16 protein-coding genes and 1 pseudogene are annotated in these 23,124 nt (G+C 35.6%); 2 read left to right on the top strand and 15 right to left on the bottom strand.

Annotated features, from left to right (window positions below):
• Positions 1-239: 239 nt before the first annotated feature.
• Complete coding sequence (locus tag HBB17_RS12855; protein WP_167957902.1) at positions 240-2,456, bottom strand: ABC transporter substrate-binding protein; 2,217 nt, start codon at positions 2,454-2,456, stop codon at positions 240-242.
• 288 nt (positions 2,457-2,744) lie between these two features.
• Between HBB17_RS12855 and HBB17_RS12850 the strand changes: the two genes are divergently transcribed.
• Complete coding sequence (locus HBB17_RS12850) at positions 2,745-3,416, top strand: response regulator transcription factor (RefSeq protein WP_238483745.1); 672 nt, start codon at positions 2,745-2,747, stop codon at positions 3,414-3,416.
• A 15-nt stretch (positions 3,417-3,431) separates the two neighbouring features.
• Positions 3,432-4,751 (top strand): sensor histidine kinase, encoded by a 1,320-nt coding sequence (locus HBB17_RS12845; RefSeq protein ID WP_167957901.1) that lies wholly within the window; start codon positions 3,432-3,434, stop codon positions 4,749-4,751.
• On the opposite strand, the gene HBB17_RS12840 is transcribed toward HBB17_RS12845, so the two are convergent.
• From HBB17_RS12840 to HBB17_RS12775, 14 genes and pseudogenes are all read right to left on the bottom strand, one after another.
• On the bottom strand, positions 4,738-6,108 hold the full coding sequence (locus HBB17_RS12840; protein ID WP_167957900.1) for a sodium-dependent transporter: 1,371 nt from the start codon (positions 6,106-6,108) through the stop codon (positions 4,738-4,740). The genes HBB17_RS12845 and HBB17_RS12840 overlap by 14 nt on opposite strands.
• A gap of 203 nt (positions 6,109-6,311) precedes the next feature.
• Positions 6,312-6,749 (bottom strand): cupin domain-containing protein, encoded by a 438-nt coding sequence (locus HBB17_RS12835; protein WP_167957899.1) that lies wholly within the window; start codon positions 6,747-6,749, stop codon positions 6,312-6,314.
• A 3-nt stretch (positions 6,750-6,752) separates the two neighbouring features.
• Positions 6,753-7,496, bottom strand: a complete 744-nt coding sequence (locus HBB17_RS12830) for a TetR/AcrR family transcriptional regulator (RefSeq protein WP_167957898.1) — start codon at positions 7,494-7,496, stop codon at positions 6,753-6,755.
• Between the two features lie 526 nt (positions 7,497-8,022).
• Positions 8,023-8,703: a GntR family transcriptional regulator gene (locus tag HBB17_RS12825; protein ID WP_167957897.1), complete on the bottom strand. Its 681-nt coding sequence runs from the start codon at positions 8,701-8,703 to the stop codon at positions 8,023-8,025.
• 12 nt (positions 8,704-8,715) lie between these two features.
• Positions 8,716-9,879 (bottom strand): isocitrate/isopropylmalate family dehydrogenase, encoded by a 1,164-nt coding sequence (locus HBB17_RS12820; protein WP_167957896.1) that lies wholly within the window; start codon positions 9,877-9,879, stop codon positions 8,716-8,718.
• Between the two features lie 54 nt (positions 9,880-9,933).
• On the bottom strand, positions 9,934-11,337 hold the full coding sequence (locus HBB17_RS12815; RefSeq protein ID WP_167958129.1) for a beta/alpha barrel domain-containing protein: 1,404 nt from the start codon (positions 11,335-11,337) through the stop codon (positions 9,934-9,936).
• A gap of 252 nt (positions 11,338-11,589) precedes the next feature.
• Positions 11,590-11,937 carry a hypothetical protein gene (locus HBB17_RS12810; protein ID WP_167957895.1) on the bottom strand — a complete coding sequence of 116 codons (348 nt, stop codon included), beginning with the start codon at positions 11,935-11,937 and terminating at the stop codon, positions 11,590-11,592.
• 537 nt (positions 11,938-12,474) lie between these two features.
• Positions 12,475-13,716 carry an HNH endonuclease family protein gene (locus HBB17_RS12805; RefSeq protein ID WP_238483744.1) on the bottom strand — a complete coding sequence of 414 codons (1,242 nt, stop codon included), beginning with the start codon at positions 13,714-13,716 and terminating at the stop codon, positions 12,475-12,477.
• 1 nt (position 13,717) lies between these two features.
• The gene (locus HBB17_RS12800) at positions 13,718-14,764 is read right to left on the bottom strand and encodes an adenine-specific methyltransferase EcoRI family protein (protein WP_167957894.1); all 1,047 of its coding nucleotides are present in this window, start codon (positions 14,762-14,764) and stop codon (positions 13,718-13,720) included.
• A complete protein-coding gene (locus HBB17_RS12795) occupies positions 14,757-15,707 on the bottom strand; it encodes an adenine-specific methyltransferase EcoRI family protein (protein ID WP_167957893.1) in 951 nt (316 codons plus the stop codon). The genes HBB17_RS12800 and HBB17_RS12795 overlap by 8 nt, the downstream gene beginning before the upstream one ends.
• A gap of 150 nt (positions 15,708-15,857) precedes the next feature.
• Positions 15,858-16,747 (bottom strand): annotated as a pseudogene (locus HBB17_RS12790) (type I restriction-modification system subunit M); the annotation flags it as partial.
• Positions 16,748-17,060: 313 nt separating this feature from the next.
• Entirely contained in the window at positions 17,061-17,873 is an 813-nt protein-coding gene (locus HBB17_RS12785; RefSeq protein WP_167957892.1) for a hypothetical protein, read from the bottom strand.
• A gap of 335 nt (positions 17,874-18,208) precedes the next feature.
• Positions 18,209-18,889 carry an endonuclease/exonuclease/phosphatase family protein gene (locus tag HBB17_RS12780; RefSeq protein WP_167957891.1) on the bottom strand — a complete coding sequence of 227 codons (681 nt, stop codon included), beginning with the start codon at positions 18,887-18,889 and terminating at the stop codon, positions 18,209-18,211.
• Positions 18,890-19,393: 504 nt separating this feature from the next.
• Positions 19,394-23,119 (bottom strand): hybrid sensor histidine kinase/response regulator, encoded by a 3,726-nt coding sequence (locus tag HBB17_RS12775; RefSeq protein WP_167957890.1) that lies wholly within the window; start codon positions 23,117-23,119, stop codon positions 19,394-19,396.
• Positions 23,120-23,124 lie beyond the last annotated feature (5 nt).

The raw sequence follows: 23,124 nt of genomic DNA, 5'->3' as shown, positions 1-23,124 counted from the left end.
TGTTAAAACGGGTTGTTTGTGCGCATCCCCCGAAAGGTTTATTATTAGGAAAGTCGGAAGACTTTCTATATTATACAGAAAATGCCAGGATGAAATGCCCGGTCTCCAAGCTTTAAACCTAAATCTAACATTTGGAGGTCGTCACACATTTCATCCTGGCGTTTTCCTGTTTCTTCATATTTCAAATTTCATATTTCATATATTGGTTAGGGAATCTAACGTTATTAATACCTTCATTATTACTCTTTCAGATATATTTTCAGTTTTTCAACAATCTTTTCTGCTGCTTGCTCTGCACTTTCCTTGCCTTCCGCAAAATCCGTAGAATTTTCCACAAATGTAGCAATCAGATAGGGATTCTTATCCCCCGATTTGGTTACTGTATTACACAATTGTATGTATTTGTCTAATCTATCATCCTCTAACCAGCCATATGGAATTTTTACGGTGTTTCCATCTTTATCTGGTAAATCATATGTCCATTTCAATTGTTCTTGCTTTTTCTTATCCCCTTTTCTTGCCTCTAATGCTTTTGGATTAACCGAGAAACCAGTCTGGAACTCTGATTCCTGTATCTTCTGGGATAAGACACACTGAATGAATTCTTTGGCAAGTTCCACATTCTTTGAATTCTTATTGATACTCAGACTAGAGATTGGATAAAAAGTTTGATCAATTACGCTTACCTTTCCTTCTAGTACCCTGGATACCCCCTCTGGTAAACAGATATTATAGAAGCCTCTTCCTTGGATGTATTTCATCTGTAAACCATCAATCATCTCCAATGCACCCATATAATCATCATAAAATTCTTCCTCTTTTGTTTGCTTATCCTCTTCCGAATATCCACCCCCGTCATAAATTACCTGTAATTTTTCTAGAAAATCTGCAATTTGTGCCGTATTGATTTCATCCCCTTTAATCAATTCTGGAAGATATACTGGTAGGAAATAATTCATCAATTTCTCCCATGACTGTTTTCCCATTACCTTGGATGGATCTTTCGCCTGTTTCACATATGCAGCAATTCCATCAAGGGAGGAAGATGCTTCTACTCCTTCCTTACAGGATAGCATCATTGGTAGTTCAATATTCGCAGGCATTGTATAATAACTGCCATCCTCTTGCTTATAGAACGCAGCAACATTTTCAAGTAGTTCCCCCTGATCCAACAACGGATTAATCACATCACGAATATCAAGTAATGTTCCCTTTTCCATATAGGATTCCAATGGTAGACCGTCCATTACCATCACGTCCGGTCCTTCATTATTTAATAATTCGGTATTTAATTGACGTATGTAGTCTTTTGGTGTTGCAGTTGCATTCTCATCTAGGGATACATGTAACTCTACTCTTACATCTGGATGTTCCCGTTGGAAAATGGTAGCGGCTTCTCTCGTCCATAAATCGTAATTCAAACTATAAACCGTTAAAGTCTTTTCAGGTACAGATGCCACTTCTGGATCATAGGTATATTCCATGATCTGGTACTCATCTCGATCAATCAGATAGTATAAGACGAAGTAATTCTCTGCATCATCCATTACGATTTCTTTCGGATAACTACTAATTGCATACATCATATTCATGGAACCATCTACCACTGTCTGTGCTGCTGACGTTCCTTCTACAATTTGATGAATTCCTGTATTATCCACCATGGCAATGTCGTTCTTCTTGTTAACAAATCCAAATACATCAAAGGTCGGGTCAACATTAAATGTCTGTGGTTCCTTCTGTAATTCCTCTTCATTCCAGACGTTATACTGCGCAATCTCACCATTTTGGTTCTTACTATATAGAATAATCTTATTCCCACCAGTACACATTGCACCGTTTGAATAATCCTGAATATCTAACACACTGACAAAGTCCTTTTTATCTTCCTCATAAACCAGTAAATCGGTAGACGTTTGTTCATAGAGTTTCCCTGACTGTGTTGCACCCATGTTAACACTTTCCTGATTCTCTTTCTCCCATGATTTGACTGGTAGTTGCTCTCCCATCTTCTCATCCTTCGTACAGTAGAGTAAATTCTTCCAAACATCATTGGAATAGCAATTGAAGTACGCGTATTGTACATCTCCACCGTCATATATATATTTGTTTTGTTCTGAATTTACTTCACCAATAGGAAGATCCTGAAGCCACTCTGTTTTACTTTTTGTAAATAATTCTTCCTTCGACCAATCATATTGATAAATGTCTGCTTTCATATGTGAATCCTTGTATTTAATACTGTAGATTCGTAGATTTCCTTCTTTGTTCGTACTGATTTGGAGAATATTTTCCCCTTCCTCAAATTCAGGTAATGAAACCTCCTTTTCTACATACCTCCCTTTATTCTTCTGCTCCGCCTTCTTACTTGCGCATCCTGTTACAAAAAGCAACAGAAGAACCATAAGTAATAGAAGCATGCTCCTTCTTCTTTTCTTTGTGTTACGATTTCTCATTCTTTCACCTCATTCAAATCTTTTTCCTAAGTATAACATTCCAATCTCTAACAAGGATTAATTCTATCTCTAATGAATCTCTAATTTCCTTCTATCCATTGATTATACATCATAAATACTCTATAATCCAAAGTAATAACGATGTAACAAATGCCTTCAAAAAGTTACTGTTAAATCTACAAGGATATTTATTTTCAAAAACCTTACCTATACTTGTATTTCAAAACATAGGACTGAAAATAGACATTTGCTATAGAAAGGAAAATACTGATACAAAGGAGGGATTCGATGCGAATCTTAGTCATCGAAGATGATATTGATCTATGTAACTTATTGGAATTTCAGATTAATACGCAAGGTTGGTTTGCTGATTTTTGTCACGATGGTTTAGAAGCGCTACTCTATATTGAACGGGATGTATATGATGTAGTCTTATTAGACCGTATGCTTCCTCACAAAGATGGACTGACCATTTTAAAAGAAATGCGTAAGGAAAAGAATACTACTCCCGTGCTTTTAGTCACTGCCATGAATACATTAACGAATCGTGTAGAAGGATTGGATGCAGGTGCTGACGATTATCTCATCAAACCATTTGAGATTGAAGAACTTTTTGCACGTATACGTGCCATCGCTCGTAGAAACACAGAAATTCATACGGATAATACTCTCATTTTTTCTGATCTTACCATTGACCGCGACTTGATGAAATTAATCTGTGGCAAGGAGGAATGCATCTTATCCAAACGGGAATTAGACTTACTTGTATTTTTAATTAGAAATAAGGATCGTATTCTATCGAGAGATACGATTTTAAACCGTGTATGGGGTGTAGACTCTTTTGTTTCTGATGGTAACCTAGATAACTTCATCTTTTTCTTGCGTAAACGGATTAAATCCGTACATAGTCATGTAACGATCAAGACGGTACGTTCTGTAGGCTACCACCTTGTAGAATAGGAAAGAAGGGATTTTATGCTGCACAAATTAAGACGGAAATTAATTCTCATCTACGGTTGTTCTACCAGCCTGATCCTATTGCTCGTAGTGGGAATTCTCTTCTATTCCAACTATCACGAACAACTTCTACAATTACGAAATGACTACACCAAAAACAGCATTAATCTATTTGAGTCATTGAAAACAACCGAGTACATAAATTTCACCTGGCTAGTACGTTGTGAACAAGATACCAATATTATGATCATGTTAGAAGATAACGGCATTGATTTACGGTTGCTGAATTCTATACAAACAAGAATACCAAAAGAACAATTGAAAATAGAACTGCAAGAAGCTGCGAAACAAGACGGCTTTGACTGTACCAATCCTGTTTTTCACTCCAACTCATATGAGAGCAAGACTTATCTCCTCCACAAGGGTGAAAAAACCTATTATTATGGTACACTTATGACCACATCGATCAAAAATGGATACCGAACCATTTACCTTATTGAAGAAGTGGATTACACTTATGGATTTGAATATCCCGTCCTATTGCGATACTCCATCATTGCCTTGATGGGTATTCTCTTTTTCTTCCTATTCAGCCGTTTCTTCATTACCCTTGTTTTGAAGCCACTTGAAACCAATCAGAAGAAGCAACGGGAATTCATTGCTTCTGTATCCCATGAGATGAAATCACCTCTTACTGTATTAACAACGGGTATCTCTAACCTTCATACCACTCTATCCAGTGATATGAATCCCACCGATAAGGTGAGTCAATGCCAACGTTTCCTTCCTACACTGGAAAATGAATGTTCTCGTTCTTCCAAGTTAATCAACGATATGCTCCTATTGGCTGCTACCGACACCCATACATGGCAACTCTCCATGACTGAACTGGATATGGAAACCCTGCTGATCGAAATGTTCGACTATTATAGTATCTATGAAGGATCTCTAAATCGTATCTTTCAATTCGATCTATGTGAAGAACCCCTTCATAAGGTATTGGGTGATAAGGACCGAATCAAACAGGTCATAACAATATTAATTGACAACGGGTATCGCTATACACCTGCAGATAAGGGTATCACCTTACGGGCATACAATACCCCACAACATGTCAACATTGAAGTGATTGACTATGGTGTGGGGATCTCAGATTCCAATAAGGATCGAATATTTGATCGTTTCTATCGAATGGATCACTCCAGAAACGATAAGAATAATTTTGGTCTCGGCCTAAGCATTGCCAAAGAATTAATCACGCTGCACCACGGTAAGATCTATGTTACGGATACCAAAGGTGGTGGTGCAACATTTTGTATTAAGCTTAAATCTTTGTAATTCCTAACGCGGTAAGAATGGAACTAATCAAGATTACTGCTAGAAACAGTAATACAAGATATTTCGCAATAAACAGGTATATCCCTTTTCTACGGAACTTAGAAGAAGACTTGACTTCATCTATTACCACTTTAAAACCACAAACTTTCATCACTAAGATTACGGTACAGCTTGCTGCAATTGGCATCATGATTGAATTCGTTATGAAATCAAAAAAATCTAAGATGGAACCACCCAGTGGTCTTAAGAAGGATAATACCCCAAATCCAAGGGAACTTGGTATTCCGAGAATAATGATAATTCCTAACATTATTACCGTGCTCTTTTTCCGACTCCAATTTGTTTGCTCTGTTATGGTAGATACACCACTCTCCATCAATGATATTGCACTTGTCAATGCTGCGCTAAATACCAGTAGGAAGAATACCATTCCAACAATTCTTCCCATTGGCATGCTGAGGAATACCTTTGGCATGGTAATGAACATAAGCGATGGACCTGCCTGTAGTGTTTCCGGATTTCCACCTGCAAAAGCAAATACTGCAGGAATGATCATCAATCCTGCTAAGATTGCGATTATGGAATCCACCAACTCAACCTGTCGTATGGATGATTCCATATCAATATCCTTCTTCATATAAGAACCATATGTATATAAGATTCCCATTCCAATGGATAAGGAGTAAAACATCTGTCCCATTGCTGCTACAACTGTTTTAATGGAAAACTGTTTAAAATTCGGTATCAGATAATACTTCACACCTTCCAAAGCACCCTCTCTCGTTACCGAATAAATTGCTATCGCAAATGCCATAAGTACAAGCAAAGGCATAAGAATCTTGCTGATTTGTTCAATCCTTTTTTCAACTCCCCTTGCGATAATCACAAAAACTGCAATTGCAAAGAATAACAACCAAAATAGTGGTTCTATTGGTTTGCTTACAAAGTTAGTAAAATACGTATCTTCCTGTAATTGTGAAGCATTCGCACCTAAAAAGGAGAAAAAATACTTACATACCCAGCCCCCGATTACACAATAGTAAGGTACAATGAGCATGGGAATGATGGCATTGATCCAGCCGCCAAACATCATCTTCTTTGCACCTAATGCTCGATATGCTCCAATTGGACTCTTTCCTGTCCTACGTCCTAGAGCTGTTTCTGTCATAATTAAAGTAAAACCAAATGTTACTGCTAATATTAAATACGTTAGCAAAAAGATTCCCCCACCGTATTTGGCAGCTAAATAAGGAAACCTCCATATATTACCCAATCCAACTGCGGAACCTGCTACTGCAAGTACATATCCCATTTTACCTGAGAAACCTTTGCTTGCTGTTTTTTTCTTGTCTGACATAAAAAATGATACCTCTTTAGAACCTTGTTTCCTGTCACTTTATCACAATGCAATTTCATAGTGATATCAGTTCTACTTTCTAAACTTTATTGTCCTATCATACACGACAACGCTACCATACGTCATCATGTAAATAATACCATTTTTTTAAAGGAATCAAAGAGGCTTTAGTCCTGTTTGGGCAATCGATAAGCAATTTACAATTACTTTTCTACATATCCATCGAATACGGTATGTTGCTTTAACGTACCAGCTACCGCCTGAATGACCATAACAAGCAGATCTTGTTTATATGGATTTCGGAATCTTCTATTTGCATCTGGCGCAATTCGTACAAAACTTCCCTCTTCAACTTCATTTACTTCCCCATCTATTATGAATTCAGCCTTTCCCTTTATGATTACATAAACTTCCTCATGGGTACGATGTTTATGATCGAATGGAATCTCTTCTCCTGCTGGTAGACATTGTACGGATATCTCCATAGAAGTCGTATGTAATGCTTCTCCAACGAATACTTTTCCCTTCATCTTCTCCGTTAAAAGGGGATGACGAAATGCAAAATCCTTGATTTGCTCCAATTCACCAATATTACATACACTATAATTTTCCTTATTCTGATTTATTGTAATTTCACTCATATCTTATCTTTTCCTTTCTTCATTGTCTCCAATTTCCATTAATTGTTTCTTTAAACGTAAAAGTACAGAAAGCTCTTTTGATACACGATAATATAAGATATATCCCTCAAACAAAGCCAATGCCTGATACGAATACTCCTCTACCTCTGCTTCTTCTATTCCTGATCTTTTTAAGACCTGTGCAAATAATACCATTAGATTCTTCATCGGCTCCAAATAGGAATTGGCTATCTCTGCGTCCAAAAAAGCCAATTCACACCCCAAAATGGCAAATGGGCAACCATAATATCTCTTCTCACTGGCATCCTCTATAATCTGATCCATAAAATGTTCCACAAATGCCTTCCACTCTCGATTTTTTGCTTCTTCCTGAAGCCAGGCACCAAAAGAATCTCGGAAGTACTCTGCTACCGCTAAGGCAAGTTCTTTTTTGGTTTTAAAATGAAAATAGAATGATCCTTTCGGCAAATTGGTTTCTTTTAAAATATCGCTAAGACCAGTATGATTATACCCTTTGGTAAGAAAGAGTTTTGCTGCACAAGAAATGATTCGCTCTTTCGTAACTGCGCCTTTTGTTTTACTATCATTACGTTTCCTATCATTTGATTTACTGGCATCCGTTTTACAAGTATTTTGCTTACCTTCCTTCGCTATATTCCCATTGTTCGCCTCATTTGCTTCATGAGAACATCGATCCATACAGACTGGATTCTTGTCTGTTTTCCTTTGTTTGATTCCTTCACTCATCTTATCTCATTCCTATTCTGTGCGACAGTATACGTACGATTCTCTATGCATAGATTGCAAATAGTATCTCCAAGAAATTGTACTTCCTATTTACATTTTCATAATAGACCGATTGGTCTATTATGTCAAGCTGTATTTTATCAATGTACACTTTGTTCTCCGCGCCGAGCACAGTCAGCTTCAGCTGATATCTACCTTATGTGCGAGTGTGCATTAGAGACTTATGTACCACTACAAACTTCAGCGGGGCGAGAGCGTGCCCGGAGTGAACTATATCCTGTCTTACATGTTAGACAAACTTAATTTGTGCAAATTGACGGACCTCAAAATAAATAAGGGCTTTTGACACCGAACCCGATTAAATAAAAAAACAACTTTCAAGAAATTGTATGTTAAGAAATGACCTTGGTCATCGTAAACTTAACACACAACTTATGAAAATTGTTTTTTGTAATTCCTTTTATTCAATGATTTAGTGATCCGCAACATCATTAGAAATATGCCGATCTCTATACTATTATTTTTCTTATAATAGTTTCTCTAATCCTTTTTCACTGATATTACGAATCGTATTCGTAATATGCTGATGAGCAAGGGATTCTGCCTTATCTGGATTACGTTCCTTAATCGCCTCCATGATTGCAATATGCTCTTCATTGGAACGCATAGCGCGATTCATAGATGATAAGGATGCTTTTCGTATTCTCTGTACATATTGATGATAATCTGATAGGAGATGACATAGGATTCGACTACCAGAAGCATCATATAATAATTCATGGAACTTGTTATCCAATTCAAAAATCTGTTCGTCATGTGAACGTCTTGTATGAAATTCAGATAAATAAACGACTTCGTCCATTTCCTCCATCTGTTTATCTGTTATGTTCTCACAGGCAAGCCTTGCACAAAGTCCTTCCAAATAGGATCGGATCATGTAGATATCATGAATATCTTTTGCTGTAATTCCATTCACATAGGCACCTTTATTCGGTATGATATTGACCAATCCCTCTAATTCCAATTGCCGTAATGCTTCTCGAACAGGAGTCCTGCTTACTCCTAGTTCATTGCCTATTGTCACTTCTTTCAACTCTTCATTCTGGCTGTATTTCCCAGATAATATGTTATCACGTATCTTATGGAATACCCGTCCCCTTAGGGAATATTTATCAGATGATTCCTTCTGCTCATGAAAACTGTCCAAAGAATTTTCCTCCTAGTTCTTCGCAATCGTCTCCATAATGTAATCAGCGAATTCTGCACCTGTTGCTCCAGTATCTCTACCAGTCATTACTAATTTCTTTTCTGTAACTGTACAGATATCAAGTGCTTGATACAATTGGTTTGCTTTCTCTGTATAACCGATATGAGCTAACAACATTGCACCTGCACGGATTACGCTACATGGATCTGCGTATATATCTCTGCCTTCCTGTACCATACGTGGAGCAGAACCGTGAATTGCTTCAAACATCGCATATTTTTTACCAATGTTTGCACTACCAGCAGTACCAACACCACCTTGCAATTCTGCTGCTTCGTCGGTAATGATATCACCATATAGATTAGGTAATACAACTACTTGGAAGTCTTTTCTTCTCTTTTCGTCTACTAATTTTGCAGTCATGATATCGATGTACCAGTCATCTGCTGTAATTCCATCATATTCTTTTGCAATACGATAGAATGTATCAAGGAACTTTCCATCTGTTGTCTTAATGATATTCGCTTTTGTAACGGCTGTTACACGAGTTTTTCCATTTGCTTTTGCAAATTCAAATGCTGCACGAATAATTCTATCACACCCTTGAGAAGTTGCAATAGTAAAATCGATACCTAAATCTTCTGTTACATTTACACCCTCTTTACCAGCAGCATAACCACCCTCTGTATTCTCACGATAGAATGTCCAATCAATTCCTTGTTCTGGTATACGAACTGGACGTACATTTGCAAATAGATCAAGTTCTTTTCGCATTGCAACATTGGCAGATTCTACATTTGGCCAGCCATCTCCCTTTCTTGGAGTTGTAGTTGGTCCCTTTAAGATTACATCGCATGATTTTAATTCTGTTAAAACTTCTGCTGGAATTGCTGCCATCTCTGCAGCTCTTCTTTCTATTGTTAAACCATCGATTACTTTGAATTCAACTTTACCTGCGTTCACTTCATCTTTTAATAGGTATTCTAAGACTCTTTGTGCCTGACCTGTGATTGCTGGACCAATTCCATCTCCACCACATACACCAATGGTAATCTTATCAAGTTCTTTATAATTGACAAAATCTCCTTGTGCCTTCATTGTCTCTACTCTTGCAAGTTGTTTCTCTAATAACTTTCCAAAATGTTCTTTCGCTGCTTCAATTTGCTGTTGGTTCATCGTAATCCTCCTAATTAATCGATTCTTTCTATTCTATTGTCTTTACATCATTTCCTATAGTGTATCATATAAGATGTTTACATTCAATTCTTTACATGCATCGTCAATGATTCTGATCAACTCGTTATCCGTAATTACTGTAACACGACCATCTTCATATTCTTTATCTACCCATTCTTTCACTTTTATTACAACTGGATGCGCCTTATCAACTGCTCTTTCTCCTTGTAGTTTGTAATATGTGTTAATCCAATGGGCAATCCCCGCTAAACCAGAAGTATTGGATACGGCTACTAATACTGGTCTCTTTAAGAATTTTTCTGTATCAAAGATGTTATAGATTTCTTCATTCTTTAATAATCCATCTGCATGAATCCCTGCTCTTGTCACGTTGAAGTTTTGACCAACGAATGGTGTTCTTGATGGAACTTTATAACCGATCTCATGTCTGAAGTAATCCGCTAATTCTGTAATTACTGTTGTATCCATACCGTCAAGCGTTCCCTTTAACTGGGCATATTCGAATACCATTGCTTCAAGAGGGGTATTACCAGTTCTTTCTCCGATACCAAATAAGGAACAGTTTACACCACATGCTCCATAAAGCCATGCAGTTGTAGAATTCGTAACTGCCTTATAGAAGTCATTGTGTCCATGCCATTCCAACAATTCAGAAGGAACACCTGCATGAATCATAAGTGCATAGATAATTCCCTGAACAGAACGTGGAATAACCGCACCAGAAAAATTCACTCCATATCCCATCGTATCACAAGCACGAATCTTAACAGGGATTCCATACTCTTCCCCTAATTTCATTAATTCCATACAGAATGGAATAACAAATCCATGTATATCCGAACGTGTAATATCTTCTAAATGGCAACGAGGAGCAACACCCGTTTCCAAACATTCACGAACAACGCTTAGATAATGATTCATTGCTTCTTTTCTTGTCATCTTCATCTTGTAGAAGATATGATAATCGGAACAGCTTACTAGAATTCCTGTTTCCTTTAATCCAATTTCTTTTACTAATTCAAAATCTTTTTTGCTAGCACGAATCCATGAAGTAATTTCTGGGAACTCATAACCTCTTTCCATACACTTGTAAACCGCATCTCGGTCTTTCTTACTGTATAAGAAGAATTCACTTTGACGAATGATTCCTTTCGGTCCGCCTAACCTATGAAAGCAGTCATAAATCTTTACGATTTGTTCCGTTGTATATGGTGCTCTCGATTGTTGTCCATCACGAAAAGTTGTATCCGTAATCCAAATTTGATCTGGCATATTATGAGGGACGATACGGTCATTGAAAGCGATCTTTGGGATCTCATCATATGGAAATAAATTACGAAATACATTCGGCGTATCTACATCTACAAGCGGATACATATGTTCTTCCAATTGTAAAAGGTTATTGTGTGGATTCATAAATACTCTACGATTTTCCATCATATTCACTCCTTGTATAATTATTCATGCCTTTTTCGTAACAAAGCACCATTTCCTTCGGTTATATTCCCCATAACCACGATTTATGTATACAATAATAATGCTTTATTATCAAGCTTTTGCATTTTCTTTTTTCTATTGTATACAATTATACCATGTTTGTCAATTTATATTTTAGTATGGTAACGTACTAATTTATTTGTATGTTTACAATAAAGTTTGAAACTTTTTTAACACAAAAAAAATAACTCCTTATGAGTTATTTTTCACAGTGCTCAACACTTCTCTGTAAAAGCTTTCGTAGTTATCAAACAGCTTATTTATTGTTAGTATATAAATTAATGGTTTAATTAATGAATAACTGTTTAAATTAAAACTCTGTTCCAAGGAACAAGCACACATTATACTTCTATATATCTCAGGATCATCATCAAAACTTTTTTTAAAAAGAATCTCTTTGCTAATATTAGAATGTCCATCCTTACTTAATATTCCTTCAGCAATTAATACTGTTTTTAAGAATGCTACTAATTCTATAAATTCAACTGTTTTTGTTTCTTTAAAAACATAGCAAACATGCTTCGAAATATCCGTCAGCATTCTATTACTATTAATTATGATATTCTTTGAAAAATCACAACTATTAAAATTAATACGATCCCGTCTATTTCTAATAGCATACTTTTCAAGGAAACACTCATGAAGTGCACATACACATACCCCTGAAATCTGATGTTCCCTCTTAATTATTAATAAATTATTATTGTCCTTAATACATTGGGGACAGTAATTGAAGGTGGTACTATCATAATCCACAAAAATATTCCGCTTAAGTGTGGATATATGCACACGAGAACTATAAAGCATTTCTTGCTCAATTCCCTTACACTTAGTCTTGAAAAAGAAAATGCATTATTAAAAGGCAAATATCAGCTGCTTCTTGAATATCTCGAAGTCCTCGGTGCCGCTCTCTCTAAATTGCCTCTTGTATAATAAAAGAAACTATATTTTGTTTACATAACATTAAACTTTATAAATAATCTATTAGAATAAAACGAAGACACTTCTCTCAAAAGAGGGAAATGCCTTTATTTTATGTTTTATTCTGCATTAACTTTTCAGGATATTAGTCATCTCTTAATTATTAGATTTATGACCATTGTGCCACTTGCAAAGCATCTGACAGTTATTTTCTTCTGTTTTTCCACCTTGTGACCAAGGTACAATATGGTCGCCTTCCATTTCCTTATAATCATACTCAGTTATACCCTGAGCGTATGTATGTCCACCGATATGCTGGTCACAATAAGGACATTTATGAGCCTGTGCTTCATAAACTCTACGCTTGATTTTATCATCAAACTGACGAAGTGAAAGATACTTTTCTTCGCCTGTAATGATGTATTCATAGATACCTTTAACAGTTTCTACTTCTTCATCACCGATAAGCCTTACAATCTCAGCCTCAATTTCATCAGCAGTCTTTGAGATGATATTGTTTGCAAGTTCACCACGCTGATACTTATTATACCAATACCCCCAAGGAAGACCTTTCATTTCCTTACGATATGCCTTAAACTTGCTACCAAACCATTCCATTACGGCAACATAGTAATTCTTGATTTCTGTTGCAGTATCATCACCCTGATGATTAGCCATATAGGTATCTCCCTCATCAGTACGTGGCTTCAACCCCTGATACTCAGCAATCCACTGGAGAACAGTAGAAAGATAATCCTGTCTGATAGGAGAACCACTCATGTAATCAGACGCTTTCTTACCACGGATAACCATAAGCTCAGCTGCATTGCAGTTTGTCTTGCTGAAATACTCTTTAGCCTTTGTAAGCCATTCACCAACATACTGAGCGTTAAGAAGCTCCTGCTCAGTTAATGGCTTGCCTGCAATATTAATTGTCTTAAACCAAGCAAGCTTGTCAGCAACAGTACCATCACAGATATAAACTGAAAGTTCATAATCAAGAATCTGTTCTGCAAATTCAGGAGTTGATTTCTGAATATTAAAGAACTTCTGAAAATTGACTACAAGATGATTTGCAAGGAACTCGCATACAGAGATTGTTCTCTGCTGACCATCCATCAACTCATATGTTTCATTTTCATTTGCATCAAGAATCTTATTACCATTTTCATCACGAGCGACAGCCCAATACATAGTATTAAGTGGAAATCCCTTCTTTACAGTCTCAATTACTGCCAACTGTTCTTTCTCTCCATAAATGAACTCACGTTGGTATTTTGGTCGGATATCAAGCCTTCCACCATAGCCAACAACACCGTCTTCGTCGCTGTTGACATAGCCATCAAATAAGTCACGAAGTTTAATTTGCTTTAGGTCAATTGACATTGTAAGTGACATATTAGTTACCTGCCTTTCGTTTTATTAGTATTCTTCCATATGGTTTAACTGCTTTACCATCGTTATCTATGTACCAAACACCATACATATTAGTTGAAAAGTGACCTGTACCGCCTTGACTTCTATACATATTTACAAATTCTTGTCCTAGCATAACAGGTTTATCCATTGTATCTGCTAAAGACGTTAAACCAACGATTTCAAATTGGTCAGGATTATAAAAATCAAAAAAAGTAATAGGTACACCCATAACACCATCATAATCCATAGGAATTTCATTTGTTTTATTAACATTTATTGCCTCATAATTGGCGTATTGAGGATATAATTCAGGATATAGTGTATCCTTTTTGGAATACATATATGTGGTCTCTAAATCTTTATGTCTAGCTGAATAATCCATGTTGGTGTACCAACGCACGCCTTTTACTCTGATGAACTTTCTACCATCATCATCAATCCCACAACCTGAAGCATTTAGTGGATAGTCGTCAGGAACATAAAACTTCCTATCGCCTGAGTGGATAGAAGCCCCAAACCAAAGTTTTTCATTCTTCACAAGTGGAAAAACTTCTTTATATGTCAGTGCATTAACATTACCGATGATTATAAAATCTTTATTATATTCAATAAGAATACCAATAAAATCTCTGAATAAAGAAAACGGCGGATTTGTTACAACAATATCAGCTTCTTTCAGAAGTTCAATACATTCAGGGCTTCTGAAATCTCCATTTTGAGTAAGCTCTGTGCGTAAACCAACTTCGAAATCTTCATCATTACCACCTTCATATTCCATCTTATAAGAAGGCACTTCTCCATACTCATAATGTGTGGCTATTATCTTTTTAAGTCCAAGACGTTCAAATTCCATATGGAAATAACGCCAAAAATTACTCCAAGTAGGGTCATCGCAATTCATAAGAATTGTCTTCCCTTTGAATTGTGATTCATAATGAACCATCTCAGAGTTAATATCTTCAAGCTGAGTATAGAACTCATCCTTTTTTGCAGTCTTAGCATTACCTAAATCTGAGTTTTTAGCCATTATTATCACCCGCCTTTTTGCGAATAATAATTCTACTATAAGGACATTTGTCTACTCCGTTTTTATCCTTATACGCCACATCAGTTCTTCCTCTATAATTTTTTCTGACACCGATTTCTTTTGCCATAGTTCCTGCACTTATACCGATAATCTCAAATTGGTCAGGATTATACAGCTCAAGAAATGAATCGGGAACCCCCATCATTCCATTATAATCCATAGGTATTTCCACAATTTTACTAACATCAATTGCATCAAAATTTTCATATTTGGGATATAAGTCTGGATAAAGAGTATCTTTTTTAGAATAAATATAAACTGTTTCTAAAACTTCATGACGCTTATTATGGTCAAGATTAGTAAACCAAATAACATTGCCAAATTTTTTTATGTTACCATCAGGTTGTAAAAATTCCTTTACATGATTATAGCCAAGCCAAATTTTATTGTCTCTCAATAAGGGAAATACTTCCTTATAGTGCGTAGCATTTTGATTTCCGATAATTAGAAAATTCTTATTATGTTCCATCAGAAGTGCTATATATTCTCTAAACAAAGAAAATGGTGGATTAGTTATAACAATATCTGCTTCGTCGAGAAGTGTAACGCACTCATCAGAACGAAAATCTCCATTCTGTTCTAGTGGTGTTACAACACCATCTTCAAAATCGAGGTCATTTCCACCTGTGTACTCAATTTTATATGTCTGAACTTCTCCTGGCTCATAGTGAGTAGTAATTAGCTTCTTCAGACCAAGATATTCAAAGTTCATATGAAAATATTTCCAAAAATTTGACCAAGTAGGATCATCACAGTTACAGAAAACCACTTTATTACGAAACTTATCTTCATAATGATTCATTTCTTCATTGATGTCTTCCAGGCGAGTATAAAACTCATCGTTTTTAGCATCCTTGGCCGCATGTAAACTTGTATTAGCCATATTGATATTCATTCCTTTCTACAATCTACTAATGTATGTGAAATACTTTTTTACAGTTTTCATTTTCCGTTTTATAATTTCTATCAGGAATGTGCTATGTACCATTTTCTATAGTATAGCATATTCAACGATAAACGTAAGTTATTAAGCATTTAATAACATTAAGTTTTTACATAATAAAATTATTTCTTGTCCAAAGAAGCCTTGTCTTACGTGATTCTGTCCTAAAATCTTTGCTGAATTCAATAGTAATGAGCCCGAACCACATGCTGGATCATAAACCTTGTTTACTTCTGTCTTTCCCCATATACAGCAAGTTTTGTAAGCAGTTCTGATACTTCCTGTGGAGTAAAGTATTCTCCACCACTCTTACCGGCATTGGATGCATACATACCCATTAGATATTCATACGCATCACCAAAAGCATCAATGGTATTGTCTTGATACTCTCCTAGCTTCATTGTTACAACACCATTCAACAAGTTAACAAGTTTTTCATTTCTCTTTGCTACAGTTCCACCAAGCTTATTACTATTTACATCAAGGTCCTCGAATAAGCCTTTAAATGCCTTTTCTGATGGTGTTCCCTGTGCTGATGCTTCAATATGTTTAAAAACAAGTTCTAACTTCTCATTTAGATTGTCTTTTACACTTCTCTTATGTCCATTTTTATCAATAAACGTAGCTATATCACTTTCAGAGTCTCGCTTTACATTGATAAATAGCTCCGATGTTAGAATAAAGTATCCCTTGGTTCTTACAAGGTCCTCTCTTGCACTCTCTGCATCTTGGTCGGATAACATTTTATAACTAAACGATGCATCTCCTGCTTCGTGTTCTCCATCATCAACAAACTTAGTGAAATTCTCTGAGATATACCGATAAAACAATATTCCAAGTACATATTGTTTAAAGTCCCAACCATCTACAGAACCTCTAAGATCATTTGCCATTCCCCATATGGTACGATGAAGTTCATCTCTTTCTTGTTGTCTGCCATTGCCTACATAACCTCCATAGTATTTTCTTTTGCATTCCATCTATCTTTTGCTTCATAAATTATGTTCCTCACCGTAAAGTATATATAACTTACTATTTCATTAATAAGGTGACTAAACATGTTATTACTATAATAACATATTTTGGCATAATTTAAAATATTATCCTTGTAATATACAATACCCAGTGAATAAATTATCCCTGTTTCCTTATTCGGATGTTTATAGTAATTCGTTAGTACAAAGAAGATGATACAATCATAACGATTGAATCATCTTATAATTTTTACTTTTGTCTTGTAGTACTGCCTTAAACAGATATATCAGGTCACCCTGAACGTTTCTATCTCAATTTTTATAATTCCTCTGCTTTAACAAACCACTCCGGCTTGACGCAAGCATCGTCCGAAAGTCTTAGTATAAGATTATCATCACACACAAAGCTACTTCCTCTCCATTCATCGTATAATCTTAATATTGCCTGATGCAAAAATTCTACGGTCTTTTCATTAACAGTTTCTGGTGGATATCCCATGTCAAATAACACATCCGTCATAGGAATCAAATACTCAATACAATAATATTTACTGTTATTATAGTAATCAGTACTCAGCCCATGTATATCAAGAAGCCTTTCAATATTTCCTACCAATTCGGGACAGTACGACAATAAAGAAAAATACTGATTCTCCTCTAAATACGACCGAAACGCAAACCCATTTACACAGTAATCTTGACTCTTGTTAAATCCCAATCTGGATCTAAGATAATAAATATTTCCGCCGTTATATCTAAACTCATCCTCAAGAGGCTGCAACTCTCCCTTATAATACAAATCAATATGACCATCATTCGGTTTAAAAGTTACCATATGCTTTTTGAAGAAATCAGATAGCGGAGATTCATCTATCAAAAGCTGTTCCAGATTATTATTTACTTTTATGTCAGTTCCATCCAATCTTCGAGAAAGATGAAACATCTGAATATATTCGAGTGTCTCATTTACACCATAATCAGAAAGAAAATCTCTAACCCATTCCCACGGTTCCTTTTCCGTATCTTCATAAATGGATATAAACATCTGTGTCATCTCGCCAGCTGAAAGATTTAATAGTTCCATTACCCCCTGTTTCAAGAAGCTTTGTGTTGTAGCATCTATATATTTCACTTTTTTCCCCTCATCTTTTTAATATGATAAATCATAATTTTCAATCTGTATAGCCGATAATAAGTTTTTGCAATTAGGACAATTGTATGTCTCAACCGTGTTCCAGAAAAAACTCCCGCATCGTTATTTAGAACAATCTCTGCTCCAAGTGCTAATAATGCTGCAATAAGTTTCTTCTTTTTTCCCCATGCAATACCATCTCGACATTAGATATAACCAAGTTCCATTTCATTACCAAAATATAGACATTTCATACCAAATCACTACTTCGTCAAATTCAAATCTTCTGTTGATCCCAACTCTTAGAAAAGCTAGAATTTTCATTTCGTTCTCCATCAATTTAATTCCAAAATAATACCTCGATGATCAGATGCACACTCTATTGACATTTCATTATCAGAATAAGCTGGATAATAATTTACTTCAACATTATTGTAAAAATCATGTGAACATCTTATATATATATGATCCAATCGTACACCATCTTCATGATTATAGTATGTTGGTACTACCAAATTATTGTTCTCCTCACTAGTCGAGAATTTTTCATCAAATCCCAAATTCTCTAATTTTTCTAAAAACAAAGTTCCACTAGTCTTTTTACCACTATATTTTTTTTGAGCATTAAAATCGCCCACCAAAATTACATTTAAATTCTGCAACTCTTCTTGTTGTAATCTTTGCAATAAAACAAATTCCAATAAATGTCTTTTTTCGGACCAAAAACCTGCCAAATGCACATTTATTAATTTGAAAATAATTTTGCTGTTCACATCTATATAATCATACTCCGAAAAATAATTTTCTGGAAATGTTAACCATGGAAAATATTCATTCCATATATCTTTGAAATTATTTACATTTTTATGTATTATATTATCCGCACCTATAATCACTGTATTAATTCTAGTTTTTTCAGGCAAGGCATACTTACTTTCTTGATATGCATATATATCACATTTAAGATTATCTTTCTCATTTGATAATATATCGTCTTTATTACCATTTAGGTTCATACAAAGTATTTTCATTATCACTCCATAAACTTCAACTTTTCCTAATTTCTATTTTACATCTACACACAAAAAATAACAACAAAGAAAACAGCCGACTAGTATATCTACCAATCGACTGCTCTACTAAAATCCTTATATTGCCTTGAACATATTCTGTTTCATCGGTTTTTCCTATTCTATGATTTAATCATCAAAATGTCTATCATTTTTGACGCCTAAATCATTCCATAATTATAATCAAACAAAAGTATACAGCATAGAAATTTCATTGGCTATTCAATATTTTGTAATAAGAGTCTATATTCAAAAAAGTTTCAAACTTTATTGTCGAAGAACATTATTTGTATGTTTACAATAAAGTTTGAAACTTTTTTATTTTATGAAAAGTACAATGGCTATTCCTTTATTTTACCCCCCACATACACAAAAAGGAATGATAACTTACCATTTCTTGATTGTTATCATTCCTTTCACATAAATCTTTCGTATATACTTGTGATTGGCTTATGCTCTCCAGCCCTCTGTCCATTGTTTCATCATCTTATATAATTTGTCTGGTTCAATTGGCTTACCAAGATGGGCATTCATGCCTGCGTCCATACATGCACAAACATCTTCTTCGAATGCATTAGCAGTTAATGCAATGATTGGAATTACTTTTGCATCCGCCTTATCCATCTCACGTATATTTCTTGTTGCTGTCAGTCCATCCATGACCGGCATTCGAACATCCATAAGAATCATATCATAATATCCCGATTGGGCATCCTCGTACATCTTCACACCAATTTTTCCATTCTCAGCCGTTTCTACTTGATATCCCACTCTTTCCAACATCTTCTGTGCAATCTTTGCATTCAATGGTTGATCCTCACAAAGTAGGATTCGTTTTGGCACTTTTGTCTGGTTATATAGCGGATCTTTTCCTTGTTCTACTTGTTGTATTGTTTGAACTTCCGCCTGCTGTTCTCTCAATTGTTCTGTTTGATCTTCTGCTTGCTGTTCTCTCCGCTCTTCTGTTTGATCTTCTGCCTGCTGTTCTCTCCGCTCTTCTGTTTGATCTTCTGCCTGCTGTTTGGTATACTCTTTCCTTTGATTTTTGGCTAAATCTCTTGTGAGATTCTCTTGAGTATCCTCTTTTTTCTTTTCTGTATTTCGATTCAACGATGTATCCGAATTACTCTTCTGTCCTTCCTCATCCTTTATTAAGAGAGGTAACCAGACTTTAATACGCGTTCCCTGGTTTTTCTTACTACAGATTTCAATCTTTCCACCCAGTAGATCTACGATATTCTTAACAATCGTCATACCCAAACCAGAGCCCTCATAGTTGGATCGCACTTCCAGATTTTCCTGTGTGAACGGCTCAAATATATGTGGAATAAAGGCTTCATCCATACCAATTCCTGTATCTCGAACAAGTATGCTTAAATATTCGTAAGAATTCTCTTCTTTTAATAGTTCCACCTGCAAAGTAACTGTTCCTCCAACAGGAGTGAATTTTACTGCATTAGATAACAGATTTACGAAGACTTTCTTCAATTGTAAAGCATCCACATAAAGCGTATGGTCCTTAACCCCAGTTACATTCACAATGAATTGGATTCCTTTGCGTCTTGCAGTGATCTTAATTGGATTAATAATAGCGTTAAGAAGTTCCTTGCTGCGTGTACGTTCTGGATTTAACATCATCTTACCAGCTTCAATTCGAGTCACATCCAAAACTTCATTAATTAATTCAAGAAGGTATTGTCCGGATTCATTGATCTTTGCCATATAATCTTTTAATTCATCTATATTAACCATATCCATTGCCAGATTTGATAATCCAAGTATGGCGTTCATAGGTGTTCGCATATCATGACTCATACGGGATAAAAAATTACTCTTTGCAATATTTGCAGTTTGTGCCTGTAACAATGCTCTCTCCAACATATCTTTTTGTTGTTTGTTCTTTTTTAATAAATTCGTTACATCAGAACATAAGATACAGACATACTCTGGCGCATCATCCACTCGAAAAAACTGATATTGCTTATTCATAATGCTCCCGTCATTCATGCGCATGGATAAAATAAAGGAGTAATCTTCCTCCAAGTCCAAACGTTTCGCAATTCGATTAATGGTAAACTGCTCTTTTGCAAAATCTACTTCTTTCGGATCATAGCAAGCTAAACGTTCTTTCATAATTTCATGCAGATATCCACTTTCAGGTACTCTGTCATTCGGATCTCTACGGCATTGGCTTATGGTGTAATATTCATCGGTATTCAGATTTACAACTGCTAAGAAATCATAGTATCGATTTCCCGTTTGTCGCATCACATTTTCTTGAATCTGTTTCTTTGTCTCATTATAGATGTATATAAATGCAATAATATGTTCCGTTCGCGGATGACATAGGAATTTTACATTAATGCGAATATATTGATGCTGTAACACGATACCGCTACCCCATGCCGCAATACTCTTTTCTTCCCCACTGTTATAGGCTTGTAACAAACCGGACCTTGTAAAAATTGCACCATCCCACGGAAAATCATAGTTCTTGCTCATCTCATGATACATCTCTTCAATAGTTATGTAAGTCTTTAGTTCAATATCTCCCTCTTCACTTGATGTACGCAAAACTTGATTCTTCGTAACATCAACAACAATGGACTTCAGGAGATCTTTTTCTTCTCCGTATCTTTTTGTATTTTCAACAATAAATCGTTCTTCTGCAATTTTCTCTGCATCAATTCCCCGCACTACTCCCCAGGCGGTTTGCGGTTCTCCTTGAGGGTTCCGTAAAATTGTATGATTGATTCGAATCCATTGGTTTGCGGTACTATCCCTTTCCTCTTGCAGAATACGAAACTCAATTTGAAGCTGATTTTCCTTGGTTGTACACAATTCTTCAAAGTAAGCAAAAAAACGCTCCTGGTCTCTTGGATCAATTAGTTGATATTTCTTAACTAAGTTCAATGGATCATCAAGCTTTTCTGGAGCATTTGGAAACAGTGGGCGATCACTGAATTGATATAAGATATTATTTTTTATATCATATGTACATAGGTAAACATTTGCCTGTTTCACGGCATCAGAGAGTCTAGCCTCCATTTCTTTATATTTGGTCATCTCCGCATCAACATCTCGTATGATTCCTATTGTTTGCGTATTATTTCCGGCCTCATCAAAAAATTGATATCCTGCAATCTCTGTCCAACGGTATATATTATCTTTTCGTTTGCACCGAAGTGTTGTGGATACTTTCTTTTTCTTATGAAGCATGTCCTGCATATACTGTTTAAATAAAGGTAAATCATCCGGATAGATCATTTCTTTCGCTACTTTTTCATCAAGAACTCGATGATCACTCTTTTCACTAATTCTGTATTTTTGATAGAATTCTGAAGCAAAGAAATTTCCCTCCTTATCCCATTCACAAAAAGCAAGTTCCATGCTATCTAATATAAGACGGTATTTTTCTCGCTCAGCCATAATGTGTTCTCTATATTGGGATTGTTCGGTATATTCGATGGTATAGATTGCAGTTGCTTCATCTTTGCCCCAAGGTAGATTTTCATAATGAACAAGATAGGTATGATTGATCTCCTTGATTTTCATTTCCCCGATCGTGTGAGGTTTTGTATGCTTAAGGCAACAGAACTCGCAAGGCTTATCTTTCGAAAATATTTTTTCATAACATTTACAACCTGTTGGTATTTCATTTGTATTTGTTACTTTTTTCATTGCCTCATTCATATATAACAATTCATGTGTGTGTGGATTAATTACATAAATGTTCTCTATTGCTTGGTTACAAAGATCTTGGTATAGAATCGCTTCTTTGGACATCAGTGTATGTACCGCATAAAATGCTGCAATATCATTTTCCTCAATCGGATAATCTCGAATAATATTGGCATCTAAACGAATCCACAATTCTTTTTTCGTTGTTGTATAGAAACGGTATGAAGCACATATAGTCTCGTTATTTTCTAATCCAATTTCAATTGCATTCTTTATCTTTGGAATATCCTCCTCAACTAAATTACTCAATGCATCTTCCTTAAGTAGTTGAAAGAAATCTTCCGCCCTTTCATATCCACACATGTTAGCTAAACCTTGTGATATATAATCCGTTCTCACAATTCCATTCTTCGATAGCCGATAAATTGCTACTGCCCCAGGAATACTATCAAGCAAGGCTTTTTTCCCAAGTCCATCTAATGTTTTATATCTCATACCTA

It is taken from the genome of Anaerosporobacter faecicola, assembly GCF_012070565.1.
Lineage (GTDB): Bacteria > Bacillota > Clostridia > Lachnospirales > Lachnospiraceae > Anaerosporobacter > Anaerosporobacter faecicola.
Note: the sequence above shows the minus strand (reverse complement) of the source record. Positions and strands in the feature narration are given on the sequence as shown.